The organism is Nocardioides sp. Z22_16 (assembly GCF_058134365.1).
The window spans coordinates 688,228-708,973 of sequence record NZ_JBYTTI010000002.1 but is presented as its reverse complement, the minus strand read 5'-3'; the positions used below and the strand labels follow the sequence as shown (position 1 = coordinate 708,973).

The 20,746-nt window shown below is 72.8% G+C and carries 17 protein-coding genes; 5 read left to right on the top strand and 12 right to left on the bottom strand.

The window, feature by feature from the left end:
* Nucleotides 1-161: 161 nt before the first annotated feature.
* The gene (locus AC3X7R_RS07625) at nucleotides 162-413 is read left to right on the top strand and encodes a mycoredoxin (protein ID WP_489964980.1); all 252 of its coding nucleotides are present in this window, start codon (nucleotides 162-164) and stop codon (nucleotides 411-413) included.
* A 33-nt stretch (nucleotides 414-446) separates the two neighbouring features.
* Here AC3X7R_RS07625 and nudC read toward each other — a convergent pair whose 3' ends face one another.
* From nudC to moeZ, 5 genes are all read right to left on the bottom strand, one after another.
* Nucleotides 447-1,364, bottom strand: coding sequence for an NAD(+) diphosphatase (nudC, locus tag AC3X7R_RS07620; protein ID WP_489964979.1), 918 nt, complete (start codon nucleotides 1,362-1,364; stop codon nucleotides 447-449).
* Nucleotides 1,365-1,388: 24 nt separating this feature from the next.
* The gene (locus AC3X7R_RS07615; RefSeq protein WP_489964978.1) at nucleotides 1,389-4,610 is read right to left on the bottom strand and encodes an ATP-dependent helicase; all 3,222 of its coding nucleotides are present in this window, start codon (nucleotides 4,608-4,610) and stop codon (nucleotides 1,389-1,391) included.
* Nucleotides 4,607-7,843 (bottom strand): ATP-dependent helicase, encoded by a 3,237-nt coding sequence (locus AC3X7R_RS07610; protein ID WP_489964977.1) that lies wholly within the window; start codon nucleotides 7,841-7,843, stop codon nucleotides 4,607-4,609. The genes AC3X7R_RS07615 and AC3X7R_RS07610 overlap by 4 nt, the downstream gene beginning before the upstream one ends.
* A 99-nt stretch (nucleotides 7,844-7,942) precedes the next feature.
* Nucleotides 7,943-8,611, bottom strand: a complete 669-nt coding sequence (locus AC3X7R_RS07605) for a lysophospholipid acyltransferase family protein (protein ID WP_489964976.1) — start codon at nucleotides 8,609-8,611, stop codon at nucleotides 7,943-7,945.
* 347 nt (nucleotides 8,612-8,958) lie between these two features.
* Nucleotides 8,959-10,158, bottom strand: a complete 1,200-nt coding sequence (moeZ, locus tag AC3X7R_RS07600; RefSeq protein WP_489964975.1) for an adenylyltransferase/sulfurtransferase MoeZ — start codon at nucleotides 10,156-10,158, stop codon at nucleotides 8,959-8,961.
* A gap of 275 nt (nucleotides 10,159-10,433) precedes the next feature.
* On the opposite strand from moeZ, the gene AC3X7R_RS07595 reads away from it, so the two are divergent.
* Together AC3X7R_RS07595 and AC3X7R_RS07590 are read left to right on the top strand one after the other, a co-directional pair.
* Complete coding sequence (locus AC3X7R_RS07595) at nucleotides 10,434-11,033, top strand: TetR/AcrR family transcriptional regulator (protein ID WP_489964974.1); 600 nt, start codon at nucleotides 10,434-10,436, stop codon at nucleotides 11,031-11,033.
* 47 nt (nucleotides 11,034-11,080) lie between these two features.
* Complete coding sequence (locus AC3X7R_RS07590; protein WP_489964973.1) at nucleotides 11,081-11,299, top strand: DUF3107 domain-containing protein; 219 nt, start codon at nucleotides 11,081-11,083, stop codon at nucleotides 11,297-11,299.
* 7 nt (nucleotides 11,300-11,306) lie between these two features.
* On the opposite strand, the gene AC3X7R_RS07585 is transcribed toward AC3X7R_RS07590, so the two are convergent.
* Entirely contained in the window at nucleotides 11,307-12,011 is a 705-nt protein-coding gene (locus AC3X7R_RS07585) for a ferritin-like fold-containing protein (protein WP_489964972.1), read from the bottom strand.
* Nucleotides 12,012-12,249: 238 nt separating this feature from the next.
* Here AC3X7R_RS07585 and AC3X7R_RS07580 point away from each other — a divergent pair, with 238 nt between their 5' ends.
* Nucleotides 12,250-13,719 carry a DEAD/DEAH box helicase gene (locus AC3X7R_RS07580; RefSeq protein ID WP_489965137.1) on the top strand — a complete coding sequence of 490 codons (1,470 nt, stop codon included), beginning with the start codon at nucleotides 12,250-12,252 and terminating at the stop codon, nucleotides 13,717-13,719.
* A gap of 23 nt (nucleotides 13,720-13,742) precedes the next feature.
* On the opposite strand, the gene AC3X7R_RS07575 is transcribed toward AC3X7R_RS07580, so the two are convergent.
* On the bottom strand, nucleotides 13,743-14,534 hold the full coding sequence (locus AC3X7R_RS07575) for a ParA family protein (RefSeq protein WP_489964970.1): 792 nt from the start codon (nucleotides 14,532-14,534) through the stop codon (nucleotides 13,743-13,745).
* Nucleotides 14,535-14,596: 62 nt separating this feature from the next.
* On the opposite strand from AC3X7R_RS07575, the gene AC3X7R_RS07570 reads away from it, so the two are divergent.
* Nucleotides 14,597-15,361 (top strand): SDR family NAD(P)-dependent oxidoreductase, encoded by a 765-nt coding sequence (locus AC3X7R_RS07570; protein ID WP_489964968.1) that lies wholly within the window; start codon nucleotides 14,597-14,599, stop codon nucleotides 15,359-15,361.
* A gap of 22 nt (nucleotides 15,362-15,383) precedes the next feature.
* On the opposite strand, the gene AC3X7R_RS07565 is transcribed toward AC3X7R_RS07570, so the two are convergent.
* The 5 genes from AC3X7R_RS07565 to AC3X7R_RS07545 all read right to left on the bottom strand — a co-directional run bounded on the left by AC3X7R_RS07565 (nucleotide 15,384) and on the right by AC3X7R_RS07545 (nucleotide 20,726).
* Entirely contained in the window at nucleotides 15,384-16,424 is a 1,041-nt protein-coding gene (locus tag AC3X7R_RS07565; protein WP_489964967.1) for a MaoC family dehydratase, read from the bottom strand.
* Nucleotides 16,425-16,512: 88 nt separating this feature from the next.
* Nucleotides 16,513-16,686, bottom strand: coding sequence for a DUF5302 domain-containing protein (locus tag AC3X7R_RS07560; protein ID WP_489964966.1), 174 nt, complete (start codon nucleotides 16,684-16,686; stop codon nucleotides 16,513-16,515).
* Between the two features lie 86 nt (nucleotides 16,687-16,772).
* The gene (locus AC3X7R_RS07555) at nucleotides 16,773-17,831 is read right to left on the bottom strand and encodes a hypothetical protein (protein WP_489964965.1); all 1,059 of its coding nucleotides are present in this window, start codon (nucleotides 17,829-17,831) and stop codon (nucleotides 16,773-16,775) included.
* A 17-nt stretch (nucleotides 17,832-17,848) separates the two neighbouring features.
* Nucleotides 17,849-19,057 (bottom strand): acyl-CoA dehydrogenase family protein, encoded by a 1,209-nt coding sequence (locus AC3X7R_RS07550; RefSeq protein ID WP_489964963.1) that lies wholly within the window; start codon nucleotides 19,055-19,057, stop codon nucleotides 17,849-17,851.
* A gap of 124 nt (nucleotides 19,058-19,181) precedes the next feature.
* Nucleotides 19,182-20,726 carry an endonuclease/exonuclease/phosphatase family protein gene (locus AC3X7R_RS07545; RefSeq protein ID WP_489964962.1) on the bottom strand — a complete coding sequence of 515 codons (1,545 nt, stop codon included), beginning with the start codon at nucleotides 20,724-20,726 and terminating at the stop codon, nucleotides 19,182-19,184.
* Nucleotides 20,727-20,746: the final 20 nt, after the last annotated feature.

Below are 20,746 nucleotides of genomic sequence, written 5' to 3'. Positions count from 1 at the left end.
GGCCTTGCACAGGGCACTGCGACGGCGGCGTCAGCGCCCCTCCCCACGACGTCCCCCGGGGAATGGGCGGTGGCGCGGGTAGGTTGACCCCGCAGGGTCCTGGTGACCCCGGAGGCGCCGTCCGGCGCTCCTCCGACCTCGACCAGCAAGGAGCCCGTCCGATGGCCACTGGCAGCTTCACGATGTACAGCACCCCGTGGTGCGGTTACTGCCACCGCCTCAAGAGCCAGCTCGACCGCGAGGGGATCCCCTTCGAGATCGTCGACATCGAGCAGGTGCCGGACGCCGCGAAGATCGTCGAGGAGGCCAACAACGGCAACCAGACGGTGCCGACCCTGGTCTACTCCGACGGCACTGCTCAGACGAACCCGTCGCTGGCCCAGGTCAAGGCCAAGCTCGCCGAGCTCGGCTGAGCCGCCGCCGCACGGTCCGGGGAGCCGTGGGGGCTACCAGCCCGGGGGCAGGGGTGCGCCGAACCACGCCTCGAGCAGCGACGACGAGATGGAGACCGAGCCCGGGACCCGGAGCTCACCCGAGTCGACGCCCCGGCGCAGGTCGGCGCGGGTGAACCAGCGCGCCTCCGCGATCTCGGCGCCGTCCACGTCGATCTCCGTGGTCAACGCCTTCGCCTGGAAGCCCACCATGAGGCTCGCCGGCAGCGGCCAGGGCTGGCTGCCGAAGTAGGAGACCGCGCCGACCCGGACGCCGACCTCCTCCAGGACCTCTCGGCGCACCGCGTCCTCGAGGGTCTCCCCCGGCTCGCAGAACCCGGCCAACGTCGACCACCGGCCCTCCGGCCAGCTGGTCTGGCGGCCGAGCAGGAGGCGCTCGTCCTCGCTCCCGGGCGCCCCGTGGCTGACCGCCATGATGACCGCGGGATCGGTGCGCGGGAACTGCGGACGTTCGCAACCGGTGCAGCGCAGCTCGTGGCCCGCCGCGCGCACCTCGAGGGTCCCCCCGCAGCGCGGGCAGAACCGGGTCGCCCGGTGCCACTCCGCCAGCCCCACCGCGTGGAAGAGCCACGGCACCTGCTCGGGGGCGTCCTGCCCCCGGACCAGCCCGGCGACGAGCTCGCGCGCGCCCACCCAGCCCTCCTCCTCGCGCCGGGGCTCCGCCAGGACCGCGAAGCGGGTCACCCCGTCGCGGCGCCCGAGCAGGATCCGGACACCGTCGGGGGCCCGCTCCGGGGTGACCCACTCGAGGCCGCCGCCGGCCATCCGCACCCGGGCGCCGCGCAGCACCAGGACCCGCGTGGTGGGTGCCCGCCACTCCCGGTCGAGCCACTCGGCGTCGGTCCGGTGCAGCGCCTCACGGTTGTGGGCCCGGGCGGAGAGCGCAACGTGCGGGAGGTCGCGGGGTGCCATCCGGCGAGGATAGTGCGCCCGCCCTCACCCCGCCGTGGTCGCCGCGAGCACCTCCTCCAGTGCCTCCCGGTCGAGGAGCTCGGACGGCTCGACCGTCTCACCGGTCCGGACGTAGTGGAAGACGGCGCGGACCTGACCGGGGTCGAGGTCGTGCAGCTCGACCCAGGCCTGCCGGTAGATCGAGAGCTGGAGGGGGTCTGCCGTCTGGGCGCGGTTGGTCTTCCAGTCGACCAGCAGGTGCGAGCCGTCGGGCTCCCGGAAGACCGCGTCGATGCGCCCCCGCACCACCTGCCCGCCCAGCACCAGGGCGAACGGGGCCTCCACGGCGAGAGGCGCCCGGTCCCCGAAGGGCCCGGACTCGAACCGCTCGATGATCTGCGCCAGGTCCTCCGCGTCGTCTATGCCGCTGTCGAGACGACCGGGCAGATCGTCGGGGTCGAGGAGACCCTGCTGACCGAAGCGCGACTCCACCCAGGCGTGGAACCGGGTCCCGAACCGGGCCGACGCCGACGGCTGACGCGGCATCGGCCGGGCCAGCTCTGCGGCGAAGATCGCCGGGTCCGCCTGCAGGCGTGCCAGCGAGGTCGCACTCAGGCTCGACGGCAGCTCCACCTCGAGCACGTCGCGGCGCTCGCGCTCCGCCTCGGCGACCAGCCGGCCCATCTCCTCGTCCCACTGGGCGATCCGGTCCAGCACCAGCACGTCCTCCACGACCTCGTCGGGCGCGCCGGCGACGATCCGGTCGGTCGCCTGCGCGACCCGGGCCGCCGCCTCCCGGCGGCGGTCGACCTCGGCGGTGTGGTGCGAGATCGGCCAGGGCTGCTCGCCGCGCACCGCCAGGTAGGGACTGGTCTGCTCCTTGCCGGGCGGCTCCGGCCACTCGGTGAGGGCGCCGTCCCAGCTCGCGATCGCCTCCCGGGTCCGGACCAGGTAGTCGGAGGGACCGCAGGCCCCCTTGAGCCGGGGATGCCAGATCCAGCCGGAGACGAGGAGCCGGTGCCGGGCACGGGTCCAGGCGACGTAGCCCAGGCGCAGCTCCTCCTCGGCCTCGTGCCGCTTCGCGGCGACCTGACGGGCCTTGATGTCCTCAGGAGTGTGGCCGGCGAGCACCGGGAGGTCCCGGGCGTCACCGCGGAGCTCGCTGGGCAGCACGTGCGGCGCGCTCAGGTGGCTGGGCCTGGACTGGTTGGTGGGGAACTTCTTGTCGGTCACCCCGACCAGGAAGACCGCGTCCCACTCCAGCCCCTTGGCCCGGTGGACGGTGAGCAGCTTGACCGAGTCGGCCTCCGAGGGCGTGGCCACGTCCAGGCCCTGGCCGTAGACGTCTTCCGCCTCGAGCCAGGCCATGAGGGCGGCCAGGGTCACCTTGCCGTCCACGGCCTGGAACTCCGCCACCGCCTGGACGAAGAGGTCCAGGTTGTCGCGGCGGGCGGCGGCGGCCGGGCTCACCGAGGAGGCGAGCTCGACGTCGATCCCCGTCAGGTCGATGATCCGCCGGACCAGGTCCAGGATCGGCTCCCCCGCCGCGGCGCGCAGGCGCCGCAGCTCGGCGGCGAGCAGCCCGAACCGCTGGCGTGCCTGCGGCGAGTAGTCGAGGTCGCCCGGATCCTCCAGGGCGTCCCCCAGCGCCGAGATCTCGGTCGGGTCGGCGCCCTCGGTCGCGCTGGCCAGCTCCTCCTCGACCGAGAGCTCCGGGGGCCCGCCGGGGCGATGCCCGGTGGCCAGCTCGTGGGAGCGCCGGCCCAGCAGGGCCAGGTCGCGCGGACCGATCGCCCAGCGCGGACCGGCCAGCAGGGTCAGGAGCGAGGCGTTCGCCGTGGCGTCGGAGACCAGCGCCAGGGTGGCGACCACCTCCGCCACCTCGGGCAGCCGGAGCAGTCCCTTGAGACCGACGATCTCGACGGGTATCTCGCGGGCGGTCAGCGCGTCGAAGACGTCGGCGGCATGGGCGTTGCTCCGGGTCAGCACCCCGATCTCCCGCCACGCGGGCCGGGCCATCGTCTGGTGGCACGCGATCACCTCGTCGGCGAGCCAGGCGAGCTCCGCGTCGTAGGTCTCGTGCACCACGGCGACCACCTCGCCGGGCGCGGCGTCCGGCTTGGCCTCCAACGGGAGCAGCTCGGGGCGCGCGGCGTACAGCTCCTCGGCCAGCACGTTGGCGGTCTGCAGGATCCGCGCGTCGGAGCGACGGTTGACCGTGAGCGGGTAGGTCCGCGTGGCCTGGTCGCGTGCCGGGAAGTCGCGGCCGAACTCCAGGATGTTGGAGACCGAGGCGCCTCGCCACCCGTAGATCGCCTGGTTGGGGTCCCCCACGGCCGTCACCGGGTGACCCAGGCCGTGGGCGGGGTCGGGCCCGGAGAAGAGACGGCTCAGCATCAGGGCCTGCGCCACGGAGGTGTCCTGGTACTCGTCGAGGAGGACGACCTTGAACCTGGCCCGCTCGGCGGTGCCGACCTCGGGGCACTCCCTCGCCAGCCGGGCGGCCAGCGCGATCTGGTCGGAGAAGTCGATCAGCCCCAGGTGCTGCTTGAGCGCGCGGTACTCCTCCACCAGCTCCAGCAGCTCGGCGCGCCGGTCGATCGCCAGGATCGCCTTCTCGTTGAGCTCGCGGTAGGTCTTGCGGTGCTCGGTCACCATCCCCTCGGCGAAGAGCTGACGCTCGCGCGCGTCGCGCTCCCGCACCTGGTCGGGGGTGACCAGGTGCTCGCTCATCTCCGCGTCCAGGGCGAGGAGCCACTGGACCACGTGGCTGGGCGAGTCGCTGAGGTGGACGACCGGGCGCCGGTGCCGCTGGACCGCGCGCGCGGCCAGCTGGTAGCGCGAGGCGTCGGCGATCAACCGCGCGTCGGGTTCGTGGCCGATCCGGAGGCCGTGCTCGGAGAGCAGGTTGGCCGCGTAGGCGTGGTAGGTGACCACCGTGGGCTCCTCCACCTCCTCCTCGGTCGCCAGCGGCCGTCGCTCGGGCAGCAGCCCGGCCGCGCGGAGCGCCTCACGGATCCGCACCGCCAGCTCGGCCGTGGCCTTGGTGGTGAAGGTCAGTCCGAGGATCTCGTGCGGGGCCACCCGCCCGGTGGCGACCAGCCACACCACCCGGGCCGCCATCACGGTGGTCTTGCCCGAGCCGGCCCCGGCGATGACGACCGCGGGCTCGAGCTCCGCGGTCACGGCCGCGAACTGCTGGTCGCTGAAGGCGAAGTCGGCCCTCATGACCTGCTGCAGCTGCTCGGGCGTGGTGATCTGCCTCATGAGAGCACCGATCCTGCCGTCTTGTCGGGGCACAGGGCGGTGAACGGGCAGCGCTCGCAGTGCTTGCCGGGCCGGACCACCAGCTCCTCGGAGCGGAGCAGGCGGGCGGCCTGCCCCAGCTGTCGCTCCACCAGGGTGGCACCCGTCGCGTCCGGCTCCTGCGGCTCCTGTCGCTGGATCTTGGGCAGCGTGGTCCCGTGCCGCAGCTGCACCAGCTCGGCCCCGCCCACTTCGGCCCGCTCGCCGCCGACGAGGTGGTCGACCGCGCCGTGGCGCACGGCGAGCTGGTAGAGCCCGAGCTGGGCGTGCTCCTTCACCTCGGTGCCGGTGGGCGGGTACTTGCCGGTCTTCAGGTCGACCACCACCACCCGGCCGTCCTGGTCGAGCTCGATCCGGTCGGCGTAGCCGTGCAGCCGGATCGCCTCCCCGTCGGGCAGGGTCAGGTCGGCGGTGATCCGGGTCTCGGTGCCGAGCAGGGTGCGCGCGTCGGGGCGTGAGTGCCAGGCGACGAAGCGCTGGAGGGCCTCGGCCACCTGGGCCCGCTCCCGCGGCCCCGACCAGGGGGTGCGGAAGTCCATCCGGTCCCAGACCTCGTCGACGAGGGCCATCAGGTCGTCGTCGGCCGAGAGCTCACCCCGGGCGATCCGGTCGGCGAGGGTGTGCACCACCAGCCCGAAGCCCTGGCTCGCGGTCGACGGGACCTCGCCGCCCGCCTCGCGTGCCAGGAACCACTGGGCGGGACAGCGGAGCAACCCCTCGAGCGCACTCGCGGAGAGGACCAGCGCAGTGCCCTCGGCACGGAGCGGGACCGCGGCTCGGCTGGGCGCCCGGAGCCCCCACCAGGTGGCCGGGTCGGCGGCGGGGGCCACGGGACGGCCGCGCACCTGGGTGGCGGCGAGGGCGGCGAGCCGGGTCGCGGCCGCCTGACGCAGCGCCTCCGGCTCGGCGGGATCAGCCAGGGTGCGCCGCAGCTCGGCGACCAGCCCGTTCATCGAGAGCGGCCGGGCCGGGCGCCCCACCCGGTGGGCCACGTCGACGCCCAGCTCGCCCAGGAACCGGGAGGGCTGCTCGCCGTCGTCGTCGGGTGAGGCCACGGCGGTGACCACCAGGCGCTGCCGTGCCCGGGTGCAGGCGACGTAGTAGAGGCGGCGCTCCTCGGCCAGCATGGCGGCGGTGGTGACCGGGGGCAGCAGGCCCTCGCGGGAGATCCGGTCGGCCTGGAGCAGCGAGTTGCGGCGGCGCAGGTCGGGCCAGCCGCGCTCCTGGACGTGGGCGACGACCACGAGCCGCCACTCCAGGCCCTTGGAGCGGTGCGCGGTGAGCAGCCGCACGGAGGATCCCCGGACGCCCCGGTCGGCCAGCGTGTCGGCGGGGATCTCCTGGGCGCCGAGGGTGGCCAGGAAGGAGCCGGCGCTCGTGTGCCCCTTCCGCTCCTCGGTGGTGGCGGCGGTCTCGAAGAGGGCACAGATGGCGTCGAGGTCGCGGTGGGCGATCCGGGCAGCCTGGCCGCCCATCTCCGTGGCCGCGCGCAGCCGGCGGCCCCAGCTGGTCCCCTCCCAGAGGATCCAGAGCACCTGCTCGACCGTCTCACCCGCCTCCAGCGCAGCCCGGGCCCGGGCGATCAGCCGCGCCAGCCGCGCCGCCGCCCGCAGGGCGTCGCCGCGCTCGGGCCCGCCGTCCTTGCCCGCGGGGCCGGCGGGCAGGTCGCCGAGGAACTCCGGCTCCAGCACCGCACGGCGGAGCAGCTCGCGCGAGGGCGCGGGCTCGGGGTGCGCGGCGCGCAGGGTGCGGGCCAGCGAGCGCAGGGCCGTCGCGTCGAGGCCGCACAGGGGCGAGGTGAGCAGTGCCTCGACCCGGTCGGGACCGACGTGGTCGGGGTGGGTCACGTCGTCGATCTCGGCGTCCACCACCACCCGCAGCGCGTCCAGCAGCGGCACCACGGCGGGCTCGCGGACCAGGGGCGTCTCGTCGCTGGCCACCTCGACCGGCACGCCGGAGGCGGAGAGAGAACGTCGCAGGGCCGGGATCGAGGCCCGGCCGGACCGGACCAGGACCGCCATCTCGTCCCACGGCACGCCGTCCTCGAGGTGGGCCCGGCGCAGCAGGTCGGCGACGTGCTCGGTCTCCGCCCGCGCCGTGTCGTAGGTGGTGACCTCGACGCGCCCGGGGCCGAGCTCGTGGGGCGCCGAGGCGGGCGCGCGGAACGCGGCGTAGACCTCCGAGGGGATGGAGCCGCTGGTGCTGATGCCGGAGGCGACCCGGCGCGACGCGGTGAGCAGCCGCGAGCCGAACCGCCGGGTGGTGCCGAGCGCGACCACGTCGGCCGGTCGGCCGTCGGAGCGCGGGAACTGCCGGGGGAAGTCGAGGATGCCGCGCACGTCGGCGCCGCGGAAGCCGTAGATCGACTGGTCGGGGTCTCCCACCACCACCAGGCGACGACCGTCGCCGGCCAGGGCACGGAGCAGCGCCACCTGGCTCGGGTCGGTGTCCTGGTACTCGTCGACGAAGACGTGGGAGAACTGCGCGCGGAGCTCGTCACGGTGGGCCTCGGCCTCCACCACCGCGCGGGCGATCAGGTCGGGGTAGTCGATCGCCGACTGGTCTCCGAGCACGTCGAGGTACTGCTCCATGAAGAGCCCGGCGGCGACCAGCTCGGGGGCCCGCTCGTCGCGGCCGAGCGCGACCAGGTCGGCGGGGTCGAGGCCACGCTCGCGGGCCCGGGCGAGGACCGCGTGGACCTCCTTGGCGAACCCCCTGGTCCGGGCGGCCGCCGCGAGGGACTCCGGCCAGCGCACGGCCTCCGGGGTGTCGGCCAGCAGCTCGGCGAGGACCACGTCCTGCTCGGGAGCCGACAGCAGGCGCAGCGGGGCGGCGTAGAGATGACCGGGCGCGAAACGACGGACCAGCCCGTAGGCGAAGGAGTGGAAGGTCGAGCAGGGCGTGGTCGCCGTGGTGCGGCCCAGCCGCGCGGTGATCCGGTCGCGGAGCTGCTCGGCCGCCTTGCGGGAGAAGGTGAGCGCGAGCACGCCGTCGGGGTCGGCGCCCCCCGCCACGCGATCGACCACCGCCTCCACCAGGGTCGTCGTCTTGCCCGTCCCCGGCCCGGCCAGCACGAGGAGGGGACCCTCGCGGTGCTCCACCACCCGCTGCTGGTGCTCGTCGAGCTCCGGCACGGCGCCGACCGGCCCCGGAGGGACCAGGCGGTAGGTGGTGCGTGGCGGCGAGCTGCTCATGTCCCCAGCCAAGCAGCCGGCACCGACACGAGCACTCCGGGGTCCGGCACCAGGACGGCCCGAGCGCCCCGTGACCCAGCCCGGGACTCAGCCCGGGACTCAGCCCGAGACGTTGGCCCGGTCGTGGTAGACCCCGGCCTGCTCCTGACCGCTCAGGGCCCCGATGGCAGCCATCACCTGGTCGGTGACCTCGCGACGGAGCCGCCCCGGCGCGACGCCCGGCCGCTCCGCGAACTCCATCGGCGGTCCGAACCGGACGGTCACCCGCGCCAGGCGCGGGAGCCGGGAACCCACGGGCTGGAGGCGCTCGGTGCCCTGCAGTCCCACCGGGACCACCGGCACCCCCGCGGTCAGGGCCAGGTGTGCCACTCCGGTCCTGCCGCGGTAGAGACGGCCGTCGCGGCTGCGGGTGCCCTCGGGGTAGATGCCGAAGGCCTCACCGCGCCCGAGCACCGTGAGCGCGAGGTCGAGGCTGTCCAGCGCCGCGCGCGAGTCGTCCCGGTCGACCGGCAGCATCCCGAGGCCCTCGAACCACGCCCGGCTCAGGGCCCCGCGCACGCCGCTGCCCTCGAAGTACTCGGCCTTGGCGAGGAAGACCACGCGGCGGGGCACCACCACCGGGATGACGACGGAGTCGGCGAAGCTGAGGTGGTTGCTCGCCAGGATCACCCCGCCCGTCCTCGGCACGTGCTCGAGGCCGACGACCTCGGGCCTCCACACCGCCCGGGCCACCGGGGGGACGACGCGGTGGAGGGCCTCGAGGAGCATGCGCCCATCATGCCGGTCCTCGCGCCCCCGGACGCCGACGACCCCGTCGACTGCAGCGCCGACGGGGTCGCCGTCCCGCCTCGGGAGCGGGTCAGTGCCTCCGCGCGATCAGGGGACCGGCACGGAGGAGATGGGCGTCAGGACTGCCGGAAGCGCCTGCCGGCGCGGCCGACGCGAGGCAGACCCTCGGGGCTGAGGGTCGGGCTCATGGGGGTGTGGGTCATGCAGGCTCCCTTCGGGCCGGGGACGACAGAAGTCGCTGACACCCGGCTCAACGCGCGAGGAGCCGAAAGGTCACGCCGACGGCGGGGCTCCGTTGCCGGACCCCGCCGTCGGCGTGGGAGAAGTCAGTACGAGGGCTGGCTGGGGTCGACCTGGTTGACCCAGGCCACCACGCCGCCACCGACGTGGACGGCGTCGGCGTAGCCGGCGCCCTTGACGACCGCCAGCGCCTCGGCGGAGCGGACGCCGGACTTGCAGTGCAGGACGATCTGCTTGTCCGCGGGGAGCTGCTCCAGCGCCTTGCCGTTGAGGAACTCGCCCTTGGGGATCAGCACCGAGCCGGGGATCCGGTTGATCTCGTACTCGTTGGGCTCGCGCACGTCGATCAGGACGAAGTCGCGGCTGCCCTCCTCGCGCTCCTTGAGCATGGACTCCAGGGTGCTCACCGAGATGGTGGACCCGGCGGCCGCGTCGGCCGCCTCGTCGGAGACGGCACCGCAGAACGCGTCGTAGTCGATGAGGCCCGTGACCGTCGGGGAGTCGCCGCAGAGCGCGCAGTTCGGGTCCTTGCGCACCTTGAGCTTGCGGTACTCCATCTCGAGCGCGTCGTAGATCATCAGCTTGCCGACCAGCGGGTCCCCGATGCCGGTCAGCAGCTTGATCGCCTCGTTGACCTGGATCGACCCGATCGAGGCGCACAGGACACCGAGCACGCCACCCTCGGCGCACGAGGGGACCATGCCCGGCGGCGGCGGCTCCGGGTAGAGGCAGCGGTAGCACGGCGCGTCGTCGGCCATGGAGGGCGCGAAGACCGACGCCTGCCCGTCGAACCGGTAGATCGAGCCCCACACGTAGGGGATCTTGAGGAAGTAGGCGGCGTCGTTGACCATGTAGCGGGTCGCGAAGTTGTCGGTCCCGTCGACGATGAGGTCGTAGCCGGCGAAGACCTCCATCACGTTGTCGTTGTCGAGGCGTCCCTCGTGGAGCACCACCTCGACCAGCGGGTTGACCTCCTTGACGGAGTCCCGGGCGGACTGCGCCTTCGGCCGACCCACGTCGGACTGGCCGTGGATGACCTGGCGCTGGAGGTTGGACTCGTCGACCTCGTCGAACTCGGCGATGCCGAGCGTGCCGACACCGGCGGCCGCCAGGTAGAGCAGGGCCGGGGAGCCGAGGCCGCCGGCCCCGATCACCAGGACCTTGGCGTTCTTCAGCCGCTTCTGCCCGGTCATGCCGACGTCGGGGATGATGAGGTGGCGGCTGTAGCGGCGCACCTCGTCGACGGTCAGCTCGGCGGCGGGCTCGACGAGCGCGGGGAACGACACGACATACTCCTGCGGGTCACGGGGGTGCACGGGCAACCGGCTCAACGCCGGGCCCCGTCTCTCTGTTCCCATCGTCCGTTCCGTGGCTCGTGGAGCCCTGACGGTCCCGGCATCCGGACGCTGATACTCGTCGGTAGCAAGGAGGCGTAGACACGTCGACACCCCGACCGACCGGCCGGGGTACGTGCGTGGGGGGATAGGCTGCGCCGCGTGAGACGGAGGAGCCGGTGAGCACTGACAGGTATGACGCCGAAGGGCGCCCTCGGGGTGCTCGCATGCCCCGGCGGGAGCGACGGGCCCAGCTTCTGGACTCCGCGCTGGAGGTCTTCGTGGCCCACGGTTACCACGCCGCGGCGATGGACGACATCGCCGAGCGCGCGGGAGTCTCCAAGCCCGTCCTCTACCAGCACTTCCCGGGCAAGCTCGAGCTCTACATGGCGCTGCTGGACGACTCCTGCAACGCCATCACCGAGAAGATCCGCGAGGCCATGGCCTCGACGCAGGACAACAAGCAGCGCGTCGCCGACGCCATCGCCGCCTTCTACTCCTACGTCGCCAACGACACCGGTGCGTTCCGGCTGGTCTTCGAGTCGGACCTCACCAACGACGCCGCCGTGCGCGAGCGTGTCGAGCGGGTGACCGAGGACGCCGCCTCCAGCATCGCCCTGGTCATCCAGAAGGACACCGGCCTGCCGATGCGCGCCTGCATGCTCCTGGCGGTGGCGCTGGTGGGCATGGGACAGGTCAGCGCCAGGTTCTGGCTGGCCGACACCGCCCACGGCGACCAGAGCGACACCATCAGCCAGAAGGACGCAGCCGCGCTCGTCGCCGCCCTCGGGTGGCGCGGGATCAGCGGCTACCCGAAGGAACAGTGAGCTCGCGCACTCGCGCGACTCCCCGACGACTCGAGAAGGAGGCCTCCATGGAGGTCAAGATCGGCATCCAGCACGCCCCGCGGGAGATCGTGGTCGACGTGGACCTCGCCCAGGACGAGGTGGAGGAGATGGTCAGGACCGCGATCGGTGACGGCTCGCCGGTCTCCCTCACCGACGCCAAGGGCCGCCGGGTGCTCGTGCCCGGCTCGCAGATCGCCTACGTGGAGCTCGGCGGCGGCGTCACCGGGACCGTCGGCTTCCGCTGAGCGACGCTCAGGCGTCCAGTCCCAGCTCGGCCATCCGGGCGGCGTGCCGCTCGGTGAGCCGGGTGAACATGCGCCCGATCGCGGCCAGGTCGAGCCCGGGACGGTCGATGCCGCCGGCCAGCAGGGCGGTCATGGCGTCGCGCTCGGCCGCGACGCGCTGCCCCTGCGTCAGCGCCTCCCCCATCAGCCGGCGTCCCCAGAGGGCGAGCCGGCCGCCGAGCCGGTGGTCCCGGACGATGGCGGCGCGCACGCGCTCGATGACGAAGGCGGAGTGGCCGGCGTCGGCGAGGGAGTCGTTGATCAGCTCACGCGTCCCGCTGTCGAGGTAGACCGCGATCTCCCGGTAGAAGTCGGCGGCGAGGCCGTCGCCGACGTAGGCCTTGATGAGTCCTTCGTACCAGTCCGACGGCGCGGTGTGCGCGTGGAAGTCGTCGATCGCCCGGCGGAAGGGCTCCATGGCCGCGTAGGGATCGGCGCCCAGCTCGGCCAGGCGCTCGCGCAGGGCGACCAGGTGGCCGAACTCGGCGGCCGCCATCGCGGACATCTCGACCTTGTCGACGAGGTCGGGGGCGAGCTTGGCGTCCTCGGCGAGACGCTCGAAGGCGGAGAGCTCCCCGTAGGCGATGGCCCCCAGCAGGTCCACGACCGCCTCGCGGTAGTCGGGGTCGGCGAACGGCCCCTGCTCCGGCGCCTCTTCCTGGGATGCAGTCATGCGTGAACCCTACCGATACACTGGTCCCATCCGCGCACGCAGACGTGCGCGTGGGTGTGCGGTCGAGGGCCGCACACCGGCATGTGCGCGGCAGGCCGCTACGTCGAGTTTGCCGCTGGTGCAACGAACTGCGACGAAAGCGATTGACGTGACCACCTTCCGTGACCTGGGCGTGCTGCCCGGGATCTGCGACGCGCTCGAGCGCGCCGGCATCACCACCCCCTTCGCCATCCAGGAGATGACCCTCTCGGTCGCCCTGATGGGCACCGACCTGATCGGACAGGCCCGCACCGGCACCGGCAAGACGCTGGCCTTCGGCATCCCGGTGCTGCAGCGCAGCGTCGCGCCGTCCGACCCGGCGTACTCCGACCTCCCCCAGGGCAAGCCCCAGGCCCTCATCGTGGCCCCCACCCGTGAGCTGGCGCTGCAGGTCTCCAACGACCTCCACCTCGCCAGCAAGGACGTGGGCCTGCGGGTCCTCACCGTCTACGGCGGCGTCGGCTACGACACCCAGCTGGAGGCACTCGAGTCCGGGGTCGACATCGTCGTGGGCACGCCCGGCCGGCTGATCGACCTGGCCAACCGCCGGGCGCTGGATCTCTCCCACGTGCACGCGCTGGTGCTCGACGAGGCCGACGAGATGCTGGACCTGGGCTTCCTCCCCGACGTGGAGCGCCTGCTGGCGATGACGCCCGAGACCCGCCAGACGATGCTCTTCTCGGCCACCATGCCGGCCGCCATCGTCTCGCTCGCCCGCACCCACATGCGGCACCCGATGAACATCCGCGCGGAGTCCTCGTACGACACCACGATGGTCCCGGCCACCGCCCAGTTCATCTACCAGGCCCACGACCTCGACAAGCCGGAGATCATCGGCCGGGTGCTCCAGGCCGACGACGCGGACAAGATCATCGTCTTCACCCGCACCAAGCGTCAGGCACAGCGGGTCGCCGACGACCTCGCCGAGCGCGGCTTCGCCGCCAGCCCCCTGCACGGCGACATGGCCCAGGTGGCCCGGGAGAAGGCGCTGGCCAAGTTCCGGGAGAACAAGATCCGGGTCCTGGTGGCCACCGACGTCGCCGCGCGCGGCATCGACGTCGCCGGTGTCTCGCACGTCATCAACTACACCTGTCCCGAGGACGACAAGACCTACGTGCACCGCATCGGGCGCACCGGGCGGGCCGGTGCCACCGGCACCGCGATCACCTTCGTCGACTGGGCGGACCTGCACCGCTGGAAGATGATCAACAAGGCACTGGACCTCCCGTTCGACTCGCCGCAGGAGACCTACTCCACCTCCGAGCACCTCTACCAGGACCAGGGCATCCCGCCGGGCACCAAGGGCCGCATCGTCGACCCCGCGCCGGTCGAGCGCGCCCCTCGCCAGGCAGGTCGGGACGGCCGCCGCGAGGGCGGGCGTGACGGTGGTCGCGAGAGCGGTCGCGAGGGCGGTCAGCGCGGCCGCGGCCGCGAGCGGGACCGCAGCCGCACGCGCAGCCGCAACGGCCAGCCGGTCGAGGCCGCCGCCGAGCCGGCGACGGAGGCGAAGGCGACCACCGGGCCGGTCTCGGAGGCCACCGGCGGCTCCGCCGACGACAGGCCCGCGCGCACCCGTCGCCGGCGCCGTCGTCCGTCGGGCTCGCGCGAGGGCCAGGGCGACTCGTCCGGCGAGGGCAGCGCGGCTGCCGCGGGCGCCACGACCGACTGAGGACGGCCGGCAGCGCCGACGCGTCAGCGGCGACCTGCCGGCTGCCGCTCCGCCCGGGCGATCAGGCTCCTGGCCACCTCGCGGTATGCCGTGGCGCCCTTGCTGGTGCGCGACGTCGACAGGATCGAGCGGCCGACCGCGGGAGCCTCGGCGAACTTGATGGTCTTGGGGATGGGCGGCTCGATGACCGCCAGGTCGTAGGTCTCCGAGATCGTCTCCAGCACCTTGCGGGCATGGTTGGTGCGACCGTCGTACATGGTGGGCAGCACCCCCCAGACGGCGAGGTCCCGGTTGGTGAAGCGCCGTACGTCGTGCACGGTGTCGAGGAGCTGTCCGACCCCCCGGTGCGAGAGCGTCTCGCACTGCAGGGGCACGACGACCCCGTCGGCCGCCGTCAGCGCACCGACCGTCAGCACCCCCAGCGACGGCGGGCAGTCCAGCAGCACCCAGTCGTAGCCCGCGCCGTCGCGGGCGAGCTCCTCCAGCATGGTGCGGATCACGTGCTCGCGGCCGGTGCGGGTCAGCAGGTCCGCCTCCACACGGGCGAGCTCGATCGTGGCCGGCAGCAGGTGCGGCCCGTCAAGGGTCTCCAGGAGCACCTCCGCGGCGGAGATCCCCTTGGCCAGCACGTGATGGAGCGAGAGCTCCAGGTCCTCGGGGTCGATGCCCAGGGAGAAGGTCAGGCAGGCCTGAGGATCGAGGTCGACCAGCAGGACCGAGTGGCCCTCCTCCACCAGGGCCGCGCCGATCGAGGCGACCGAGGTCGTCTTGGCGACCCCGCCCTTCTGGTTCGCTACCGCCAGTGTCGTCGTCATGACACGACCCTCCTGTGCCGACGGCGCTTGCTGCAAGCCCGCCACACCGGAATGCTGAGCTCATGACCACTCCCACCGCGCTCGTCACCGGCGCCACCGCAGGCATCGGACGCGCCTTCGCCCACCAGCTCGCCGCCGGCGGGCACGACCTGGTGCTCGTCGCGCGCGACCACGCCCGCCTGGCGGACGAGGCCTCCGAGCTCGGCGCGCGCTACGGCGTCGCCGTGGAGGTCCTGCCGGCCGACCTCGCCGACCGCGAGCAGCTGCGCCGGGTGGAGGAGCGACTGGCGGACCGCGGCCGGCCGGTCGACCTGCTGGTCAACAACGCCGGCTTCGGGCTCAAGGGCCGTTTCCTGGACAACCCCGTGGACGCCGAGACCGAGATGCTCGACGTCCTGGTCACCGCCGTGATGCGGCTCAGCCACGCCGCCCTGGGAGCGATGGTGGAGCGCCGCCGCGGCGGCATCATCAACGTCTCCAGCGTCGCGGCCTTCCTGCCCCGGGGCACGTACTCGGCCGCGAAGGCCTGGGTCAACCGGTTCGGGGAGTGGGCGGCCACGGAGTACCGGCCCCGGGGAGTGACCGTGACGACCCTGTGCCCGGGCTTCACCAGGACCGAGTTCCACGAGCGGATGGACGTCGGCCGCGGCTCGGCCCCCGACTTCATGTGGCTGGAGGCCGACGACCTGGTCCGCCAGGCGTTGCGGGACCACGCCCGCGGCCGGGCCTTCTCGATCCCCGGGAGGCAGTACAAGGCGATCATCGCCGCCACCCGGCTCGTCCCCAACCGGCTGATCCAGCCGCTGCAGGCCCTCGGGCGGAAGTGACCCCCACCCCGGACAGCGGGGATCAGCGCGGGACGAGGGCCCAGTAGTCGAGGTCGAGGAGGACGCCCTCGGCGTGCTTCCCGTCCGCACCCCGCAGCGTCATCGACTCGTCCCTGCCCCGGGTCGCCACCAGGCGCAGCCGCAGCGCGGCCACCCCGGGCGCGAGGTCCTCGGCCTTGTCGAGGACCTCTGACCAGGCGTGCACGGTGTCCCCGGCGAAGGCCGGCGAGACGTGGGAGCCGCCGTTGATCGCCGCCACCAGCTGGGCGTTGGCGAGTCCGTTGAAGGAGAGCGCCCGGGCGAGGGAGATCACGTGCCCGCCGTAGACGAGGCGCTTGCCGTCCGGCCGGGCCTGGGTGTTGAAGTGCACCTTGGCCGTGTTCTGCCACAGCCGGGTGGCCATCATGTGCTCGGCGTCGGTGAGGGTGACGCCGTCGACGTGGTCGATGCGCTCCCCCACCTGGTAGTCGTCGTAGCGGTGCGGCTCGCCCGCGGCGGCGACGTCGTACCGGGTGAAGTCGAGACCCGCCGGGACGGGCAGGTCGGCCGGCTCCACCACCGGGGCGAGCGCGGGCACGACCGTCTCGGGCGCCGGCGCGTCGCTGTCCCGCTTGTGGACCATCACCCAGCGCGCCCAGTCCAGGGCCGTCTCCCCCCGCTGGTTGGTCGCCGTGGAGCGGACCCAGACGACCCCGGTGCGACCGTTCGAGTTCTGCTTGAGACCGATCACCTCCGAGCGTGTCCGGAGCGTGTCGCCGGGGACCACCGGGCGGTGGAAGCGGCACTCGGCATAGCCCAGGTTGGCGACCGCGTTGAGCGACACGTCGGGCACGGTCTTGCCGAAGGCGATGTGGAACCCGATGAGCTCCTCCACCGGGTGCTCCGCGAGACCGACCGAGGCCGCGAACTCGGCGGAGGACGGCACGGCGAAGCGGGTGGGGTAGATCGCGCCGTAGAGGGCGCGATCCCCCTCCGTGACCGTGCGCGGGGTGGCGTGCTCGATGACCTGGCCAAGGCTGAAGTCCTCGAAGTAGTTGCCCGGGTTGGTCTTGCTGTGGCTCATGCGTCACATCCTGCCGCATGCGCCGGACGGCGCCGCGCCCTGCCCACCCCGGGCAGGGACGCGGGCAGGGACGCGGGCGCCGCCTCGGTCAGGCGCCGCCGCCGCCGGCCTTGCGGCGGTGCATCTTGGGGGCCGCGCCGCCGGTCACCTCGGGACCGTGTGCCTTCTCCTGCACGGGGCCGTCCTGGTGCACACCGCGCTCCTGGCCGTTCTTCTTCTCCAGCGCCTCGCGCATCTTGGCCTTGAGGTCGTCGTTGCTCATGACAGCTCCGTTCCGTGGTGCACGTGGGGTTCGCGGACGAGGCCAACTGTGCCACGGCTCACCCACTCCGTCAGCCGGGTTCCCCCTCAGCCGGGCCGGCCGGCCTCGGCCCGCGCCCGTGCCCGCTCCTCGTCGTCGCGGCGGATCACGTCGGCCAACAGGCCTGCCAGGCCGACGAGCGCGGCCTCCGTCACCTCGGCCTCGGGGACGGTCGCGGGGTCGATGCCGGGCACCTCGACCGGCGCCAGCTCCGCCCAGTCCCCCACCAGCCGCACGCCGAGCCGCTGGAGGCCCTGGACCATCTCGTCGGCGTGCTCACGCACCCACGGAGCCACCGGCAGACCGATCGAGGGCTCGGCGGACTTGCGGCCGGCCAGGATCGTCTTGGAGAGCAGCCCCTTGCGGAACGGCGTCCCCGCCGGGAAGGGCAGCCCGTGCTCGTCGAGGAGCTCGTTGAGGCGGCGCATCACCAGCGCGGAGGCGGCGCCCAGCGACTCGTTCTGGGTGGGCGCGGGGGCGAACCCCTCGGGCTCGGTGCCGAGCACCGAGGCGAAGCGCTCCCAGAGCAGGTTCCGGGGCGCGCCGGGATGCGGCAGCGTCAGCAGCGTCACGTTCTCGGGCCCCACCGCCTCGCCCCAGGTGCGGGCCATCCGTACCAGGTTCTGCTGGCGCCAGAAGGTCCGCCCCGCCTCGGCGACCGGGGCGTCGGGGTCCCGGTGGCCGGGGCGCTGGGAGACGATCCCGTCCAGGTACTCCTGCCAGGTCCAGGTGCGGCCGTTCTGCAGGGTCTCCTGCCACATCGCCGCGATGGAGCGGTTGAGGTCGCGGGCGGTGATCACCACCTCGATCTCGCCCGCGACCGTCTCGCGCACCCGCCGGGCCGCGGCCGGGCGCGCCGGGCCCAGGTACTCCATGGAGATGACCGACGTACCGGGGTGCTCGGAGACCTTCGCGGCGTGCTTGTCCCACATCCGCCCCTGCCCCTCGAGGAGGTGCTTGACGGCGTAGACCTGACTGAGCCACTCACGGCCCGGCACGAGCACACCCCGGCGGCGCAGCATCGCCTTGTTGGCGAAGAGGCGCGACTGGATGAACGTCGTGCCGGACTTCATGGCTCCGACGTGGAGGACGAGACGGCCCGGCATGGTGGTGATCCTAGAGGTCAGCGGAGCTTGTACTCCTTGAGCATGCTCCGCCCGATGATCATCTTCTGGATGTCGGAGGTCCCCTCACCGATCAGCATGAAGGCGGCCTCGCGGTAGAGCCGCTCGATCTCGTACTCCTTGGAGTAGCCGTAGCCACCGTGGATCCGGAAGGAGGCCTCGACGACCTCGTTGCAGTACTCCGAGGCGACCATCTTGGCCATGCCCGCCTCGACGTCGTTGCGCTCGCCGGCGTCCTTCTTGCGGGCCGCCTTGACCATCATCGCGTGGGCGGTCTCGACCTTGGTGGCCATCTCGGCGATGCGGAAGAGGATCGCCTGGTGCTCCGCGATCGGCTTGCCGAAGGTCTCACGCTGCTGGGCGTAGGCCACCCCGAGCTCGAAGGCCCGGTTGGCGATGCCGCAGGCACGCGCGGCGACGTTGACCCGGCCGACCTCGACGCCGTCCATCATCTGGTAGAAGCCCTTGCCCGGCTCGCCACCCAGGATCTGGTCCGCGGAGATCTTGTGACCCTCGAAGATCATCTCGGTGGTGTCGATGCCCTTGTAGCCCATCTTGTCGATCTTGCCCGGGACCGTGACGCCCTGGGCGGTCTCGCCGAAGCCGGGCTCCTTCTCCACCAGGAAGGTCGTCATGTTCTTGTAGACCGAGTCGGCACCCTCGTCGGTCTTGACCAGCACGGCCACCAGGGTCGACGACCCGCCGTTGGTCAGCCACATCTTCTGGCCGGTGATCTCGTAGCCCTCATCGCCCCCGTCCGTCGAGATCCGGGTGGCCTTGGTCGAGATGGCCGAGACGTCGGAGCCCAGGGACGGCTCCGACATCGAGAAGGCGCCCCGCACCTCGCCGGTGGCCATCCGGGGCAGGTACTTGCGCTTCTGCTCCTCGGTGCCGTGCTTCATCAGCATGTAGGCGACGATGAAGTGGGTGTTGATGACGCCGGAGACACTCATCCAGCCGCGGGCGATCTCCTCCACGCACAGGGCGTAGGTGAGCAGCGACTCGCCCAGGCCGTCGTACTCCTCGGGGATCATCAGGCCGAAGATCCCGAGCTCCTTGAGGCCCTCGACGATCTCGGTCGGGTACTCGTCGGCGTGCTCCAGCTCGGTGGCCACCGGGAGGATCTTCTCCTCCACGAAGGTCCGCACTGCCTTCAGGATCTCGGACTGGTCCTCGGTGAGGTCCTCGGTCTGGCAGAGGCGGGGCATGCGTGTCACTCCGTTCGTCGATGGGCGTCGGCAGATGCTAGCCGAACTCCCGAGTAACACCGGCGGGCGCACGCGTGGCGGGCACCCGCCGGCCTCCCGGAGTCGTGCCCGCCCGCGTCCGACCTCAGCGCAGGTCGCGGAAGATGCTGCCGGCGTCGGCCAGGTTGAGCGGTCCGCGGCTCTCCGAGAGCCGGGTCTGCCGCCGGATGATCGACTTGCGCAGCTGCCGGTTGACGTCCAGCCGGAGTGCCGGCTTGTTGCCGCTGCGGACCAGCATCAGGGTGGTGGGCCGGGCCAGGCGCGTCCACTTCTTGCTGCATCCCTTGCCGCAGCGACGCACCCAGGAGCCGTTCTTGGCGGCGAGGGCGCGCTTGAGCTTGACCTCCTGCGGGGTGAGCCTGCCGGAGCGGGTGGTGAGCTGGATCTTGACGCCACGCTCTCCGGCCTTCAGCAGGTCGCGGTAGAGCGCGGGCAGCGCCAGGCGGGTGGTGGCGAGCTGCACCTTGTCGCCCTTCTTGGCGTCCTGGAGGGGCTGCTGCAGCGCCCGGAGCACGGCTCGCCGGGAGGCGGCGTTGTTCTGCACGGTGGTGACCAGGGCGGCGGCGTCGACGGTCCAGGAGAACCCGGCGACCACGGCCTTGTGGTCGGAGTTGAGCTCGACCGGGTAGTGCACGTCGGCGCGCAGCTGGTCGGTGCCCTTCAGGAAGATGTAGTCGATCGTGGCGTTCTTCCCGTCGTAGGTCGGGAAGCGGGTGCCGAGGAGGTCGTAGGTCGGCACCAGGCCCGCCTGGGTGAAGAGGTCGCCGGCGTAGTCGGAGCCCAGGTGGTGCATGTTGAAGTCTCCCCCGACCAGGACCGGACCGTGGTCGTCGAGCCGGTCGACCAGGGCCGCGAGCGCCTGCACCCCGGGTCGACGCACGTCGGGCATGTTCTTCGTCTTCGGCGCGAGGTGCGCGGAGACCAGGGAGAGGATCCGCCCCTCGGGCGACTGCAGGGTGACCCAGTTGGCCGAGCGACGACCCAGCTCGGTCTGCTTGCCCTTGGGGATGCCGCGGTGGTCGGAGAGGATCTCGGTGCCCTGCAGGAGCGGGCTCCACTTGTCGGTGCGCCAGGCGACGGGGGTGGCCCCGGTGTACTGGCCGGGGGTGCGGAACATGGCGTATCCCGGCGGCGGCGCGAGGTTGACGTCCTGGCGGAAGGCGACCTCGTTGTAGGTGATGAGGTCGGGGGCCTGGGAGCGGACGGTGAAGACGTCTCCCTGGAAGCCCACCACCGACTGGGGGGACTCGAGGTTGGCCTGGACGACGGTGATGTCACTGCCGGTGACCGAGGGCGGCAGGGTCGGCTCCGGGGTGGGCACCGGCGGAACGGTGGGGGTGGGCGTCGGCGTCGGCGTCGGCGTCGGCGTCACGGTGGGGGTCACCGTGGGCGTCACGGTGGGCGTCGGCGTCGTGGTGGGCAGCGTCGGGCTCGGGCTCACCGTCGGGGTGGGCGTCGCCGAGGGAAAGTTGACGGAGGCCAGCGGGGCGCCGGCCGCAGCGCCTGAGCCCCACGCCCCCAGCCCGGTGACTCCGACCGTGCCGGCGGTCAGCGCCAGCACCCCTACGGCCGCGGTCAGTCCGCGGTGCCGGCGGGGACGGTGGGATCGGGAGAGGGGGGCGGGAATCACAGGGTGCTCCTTGCTGCTCG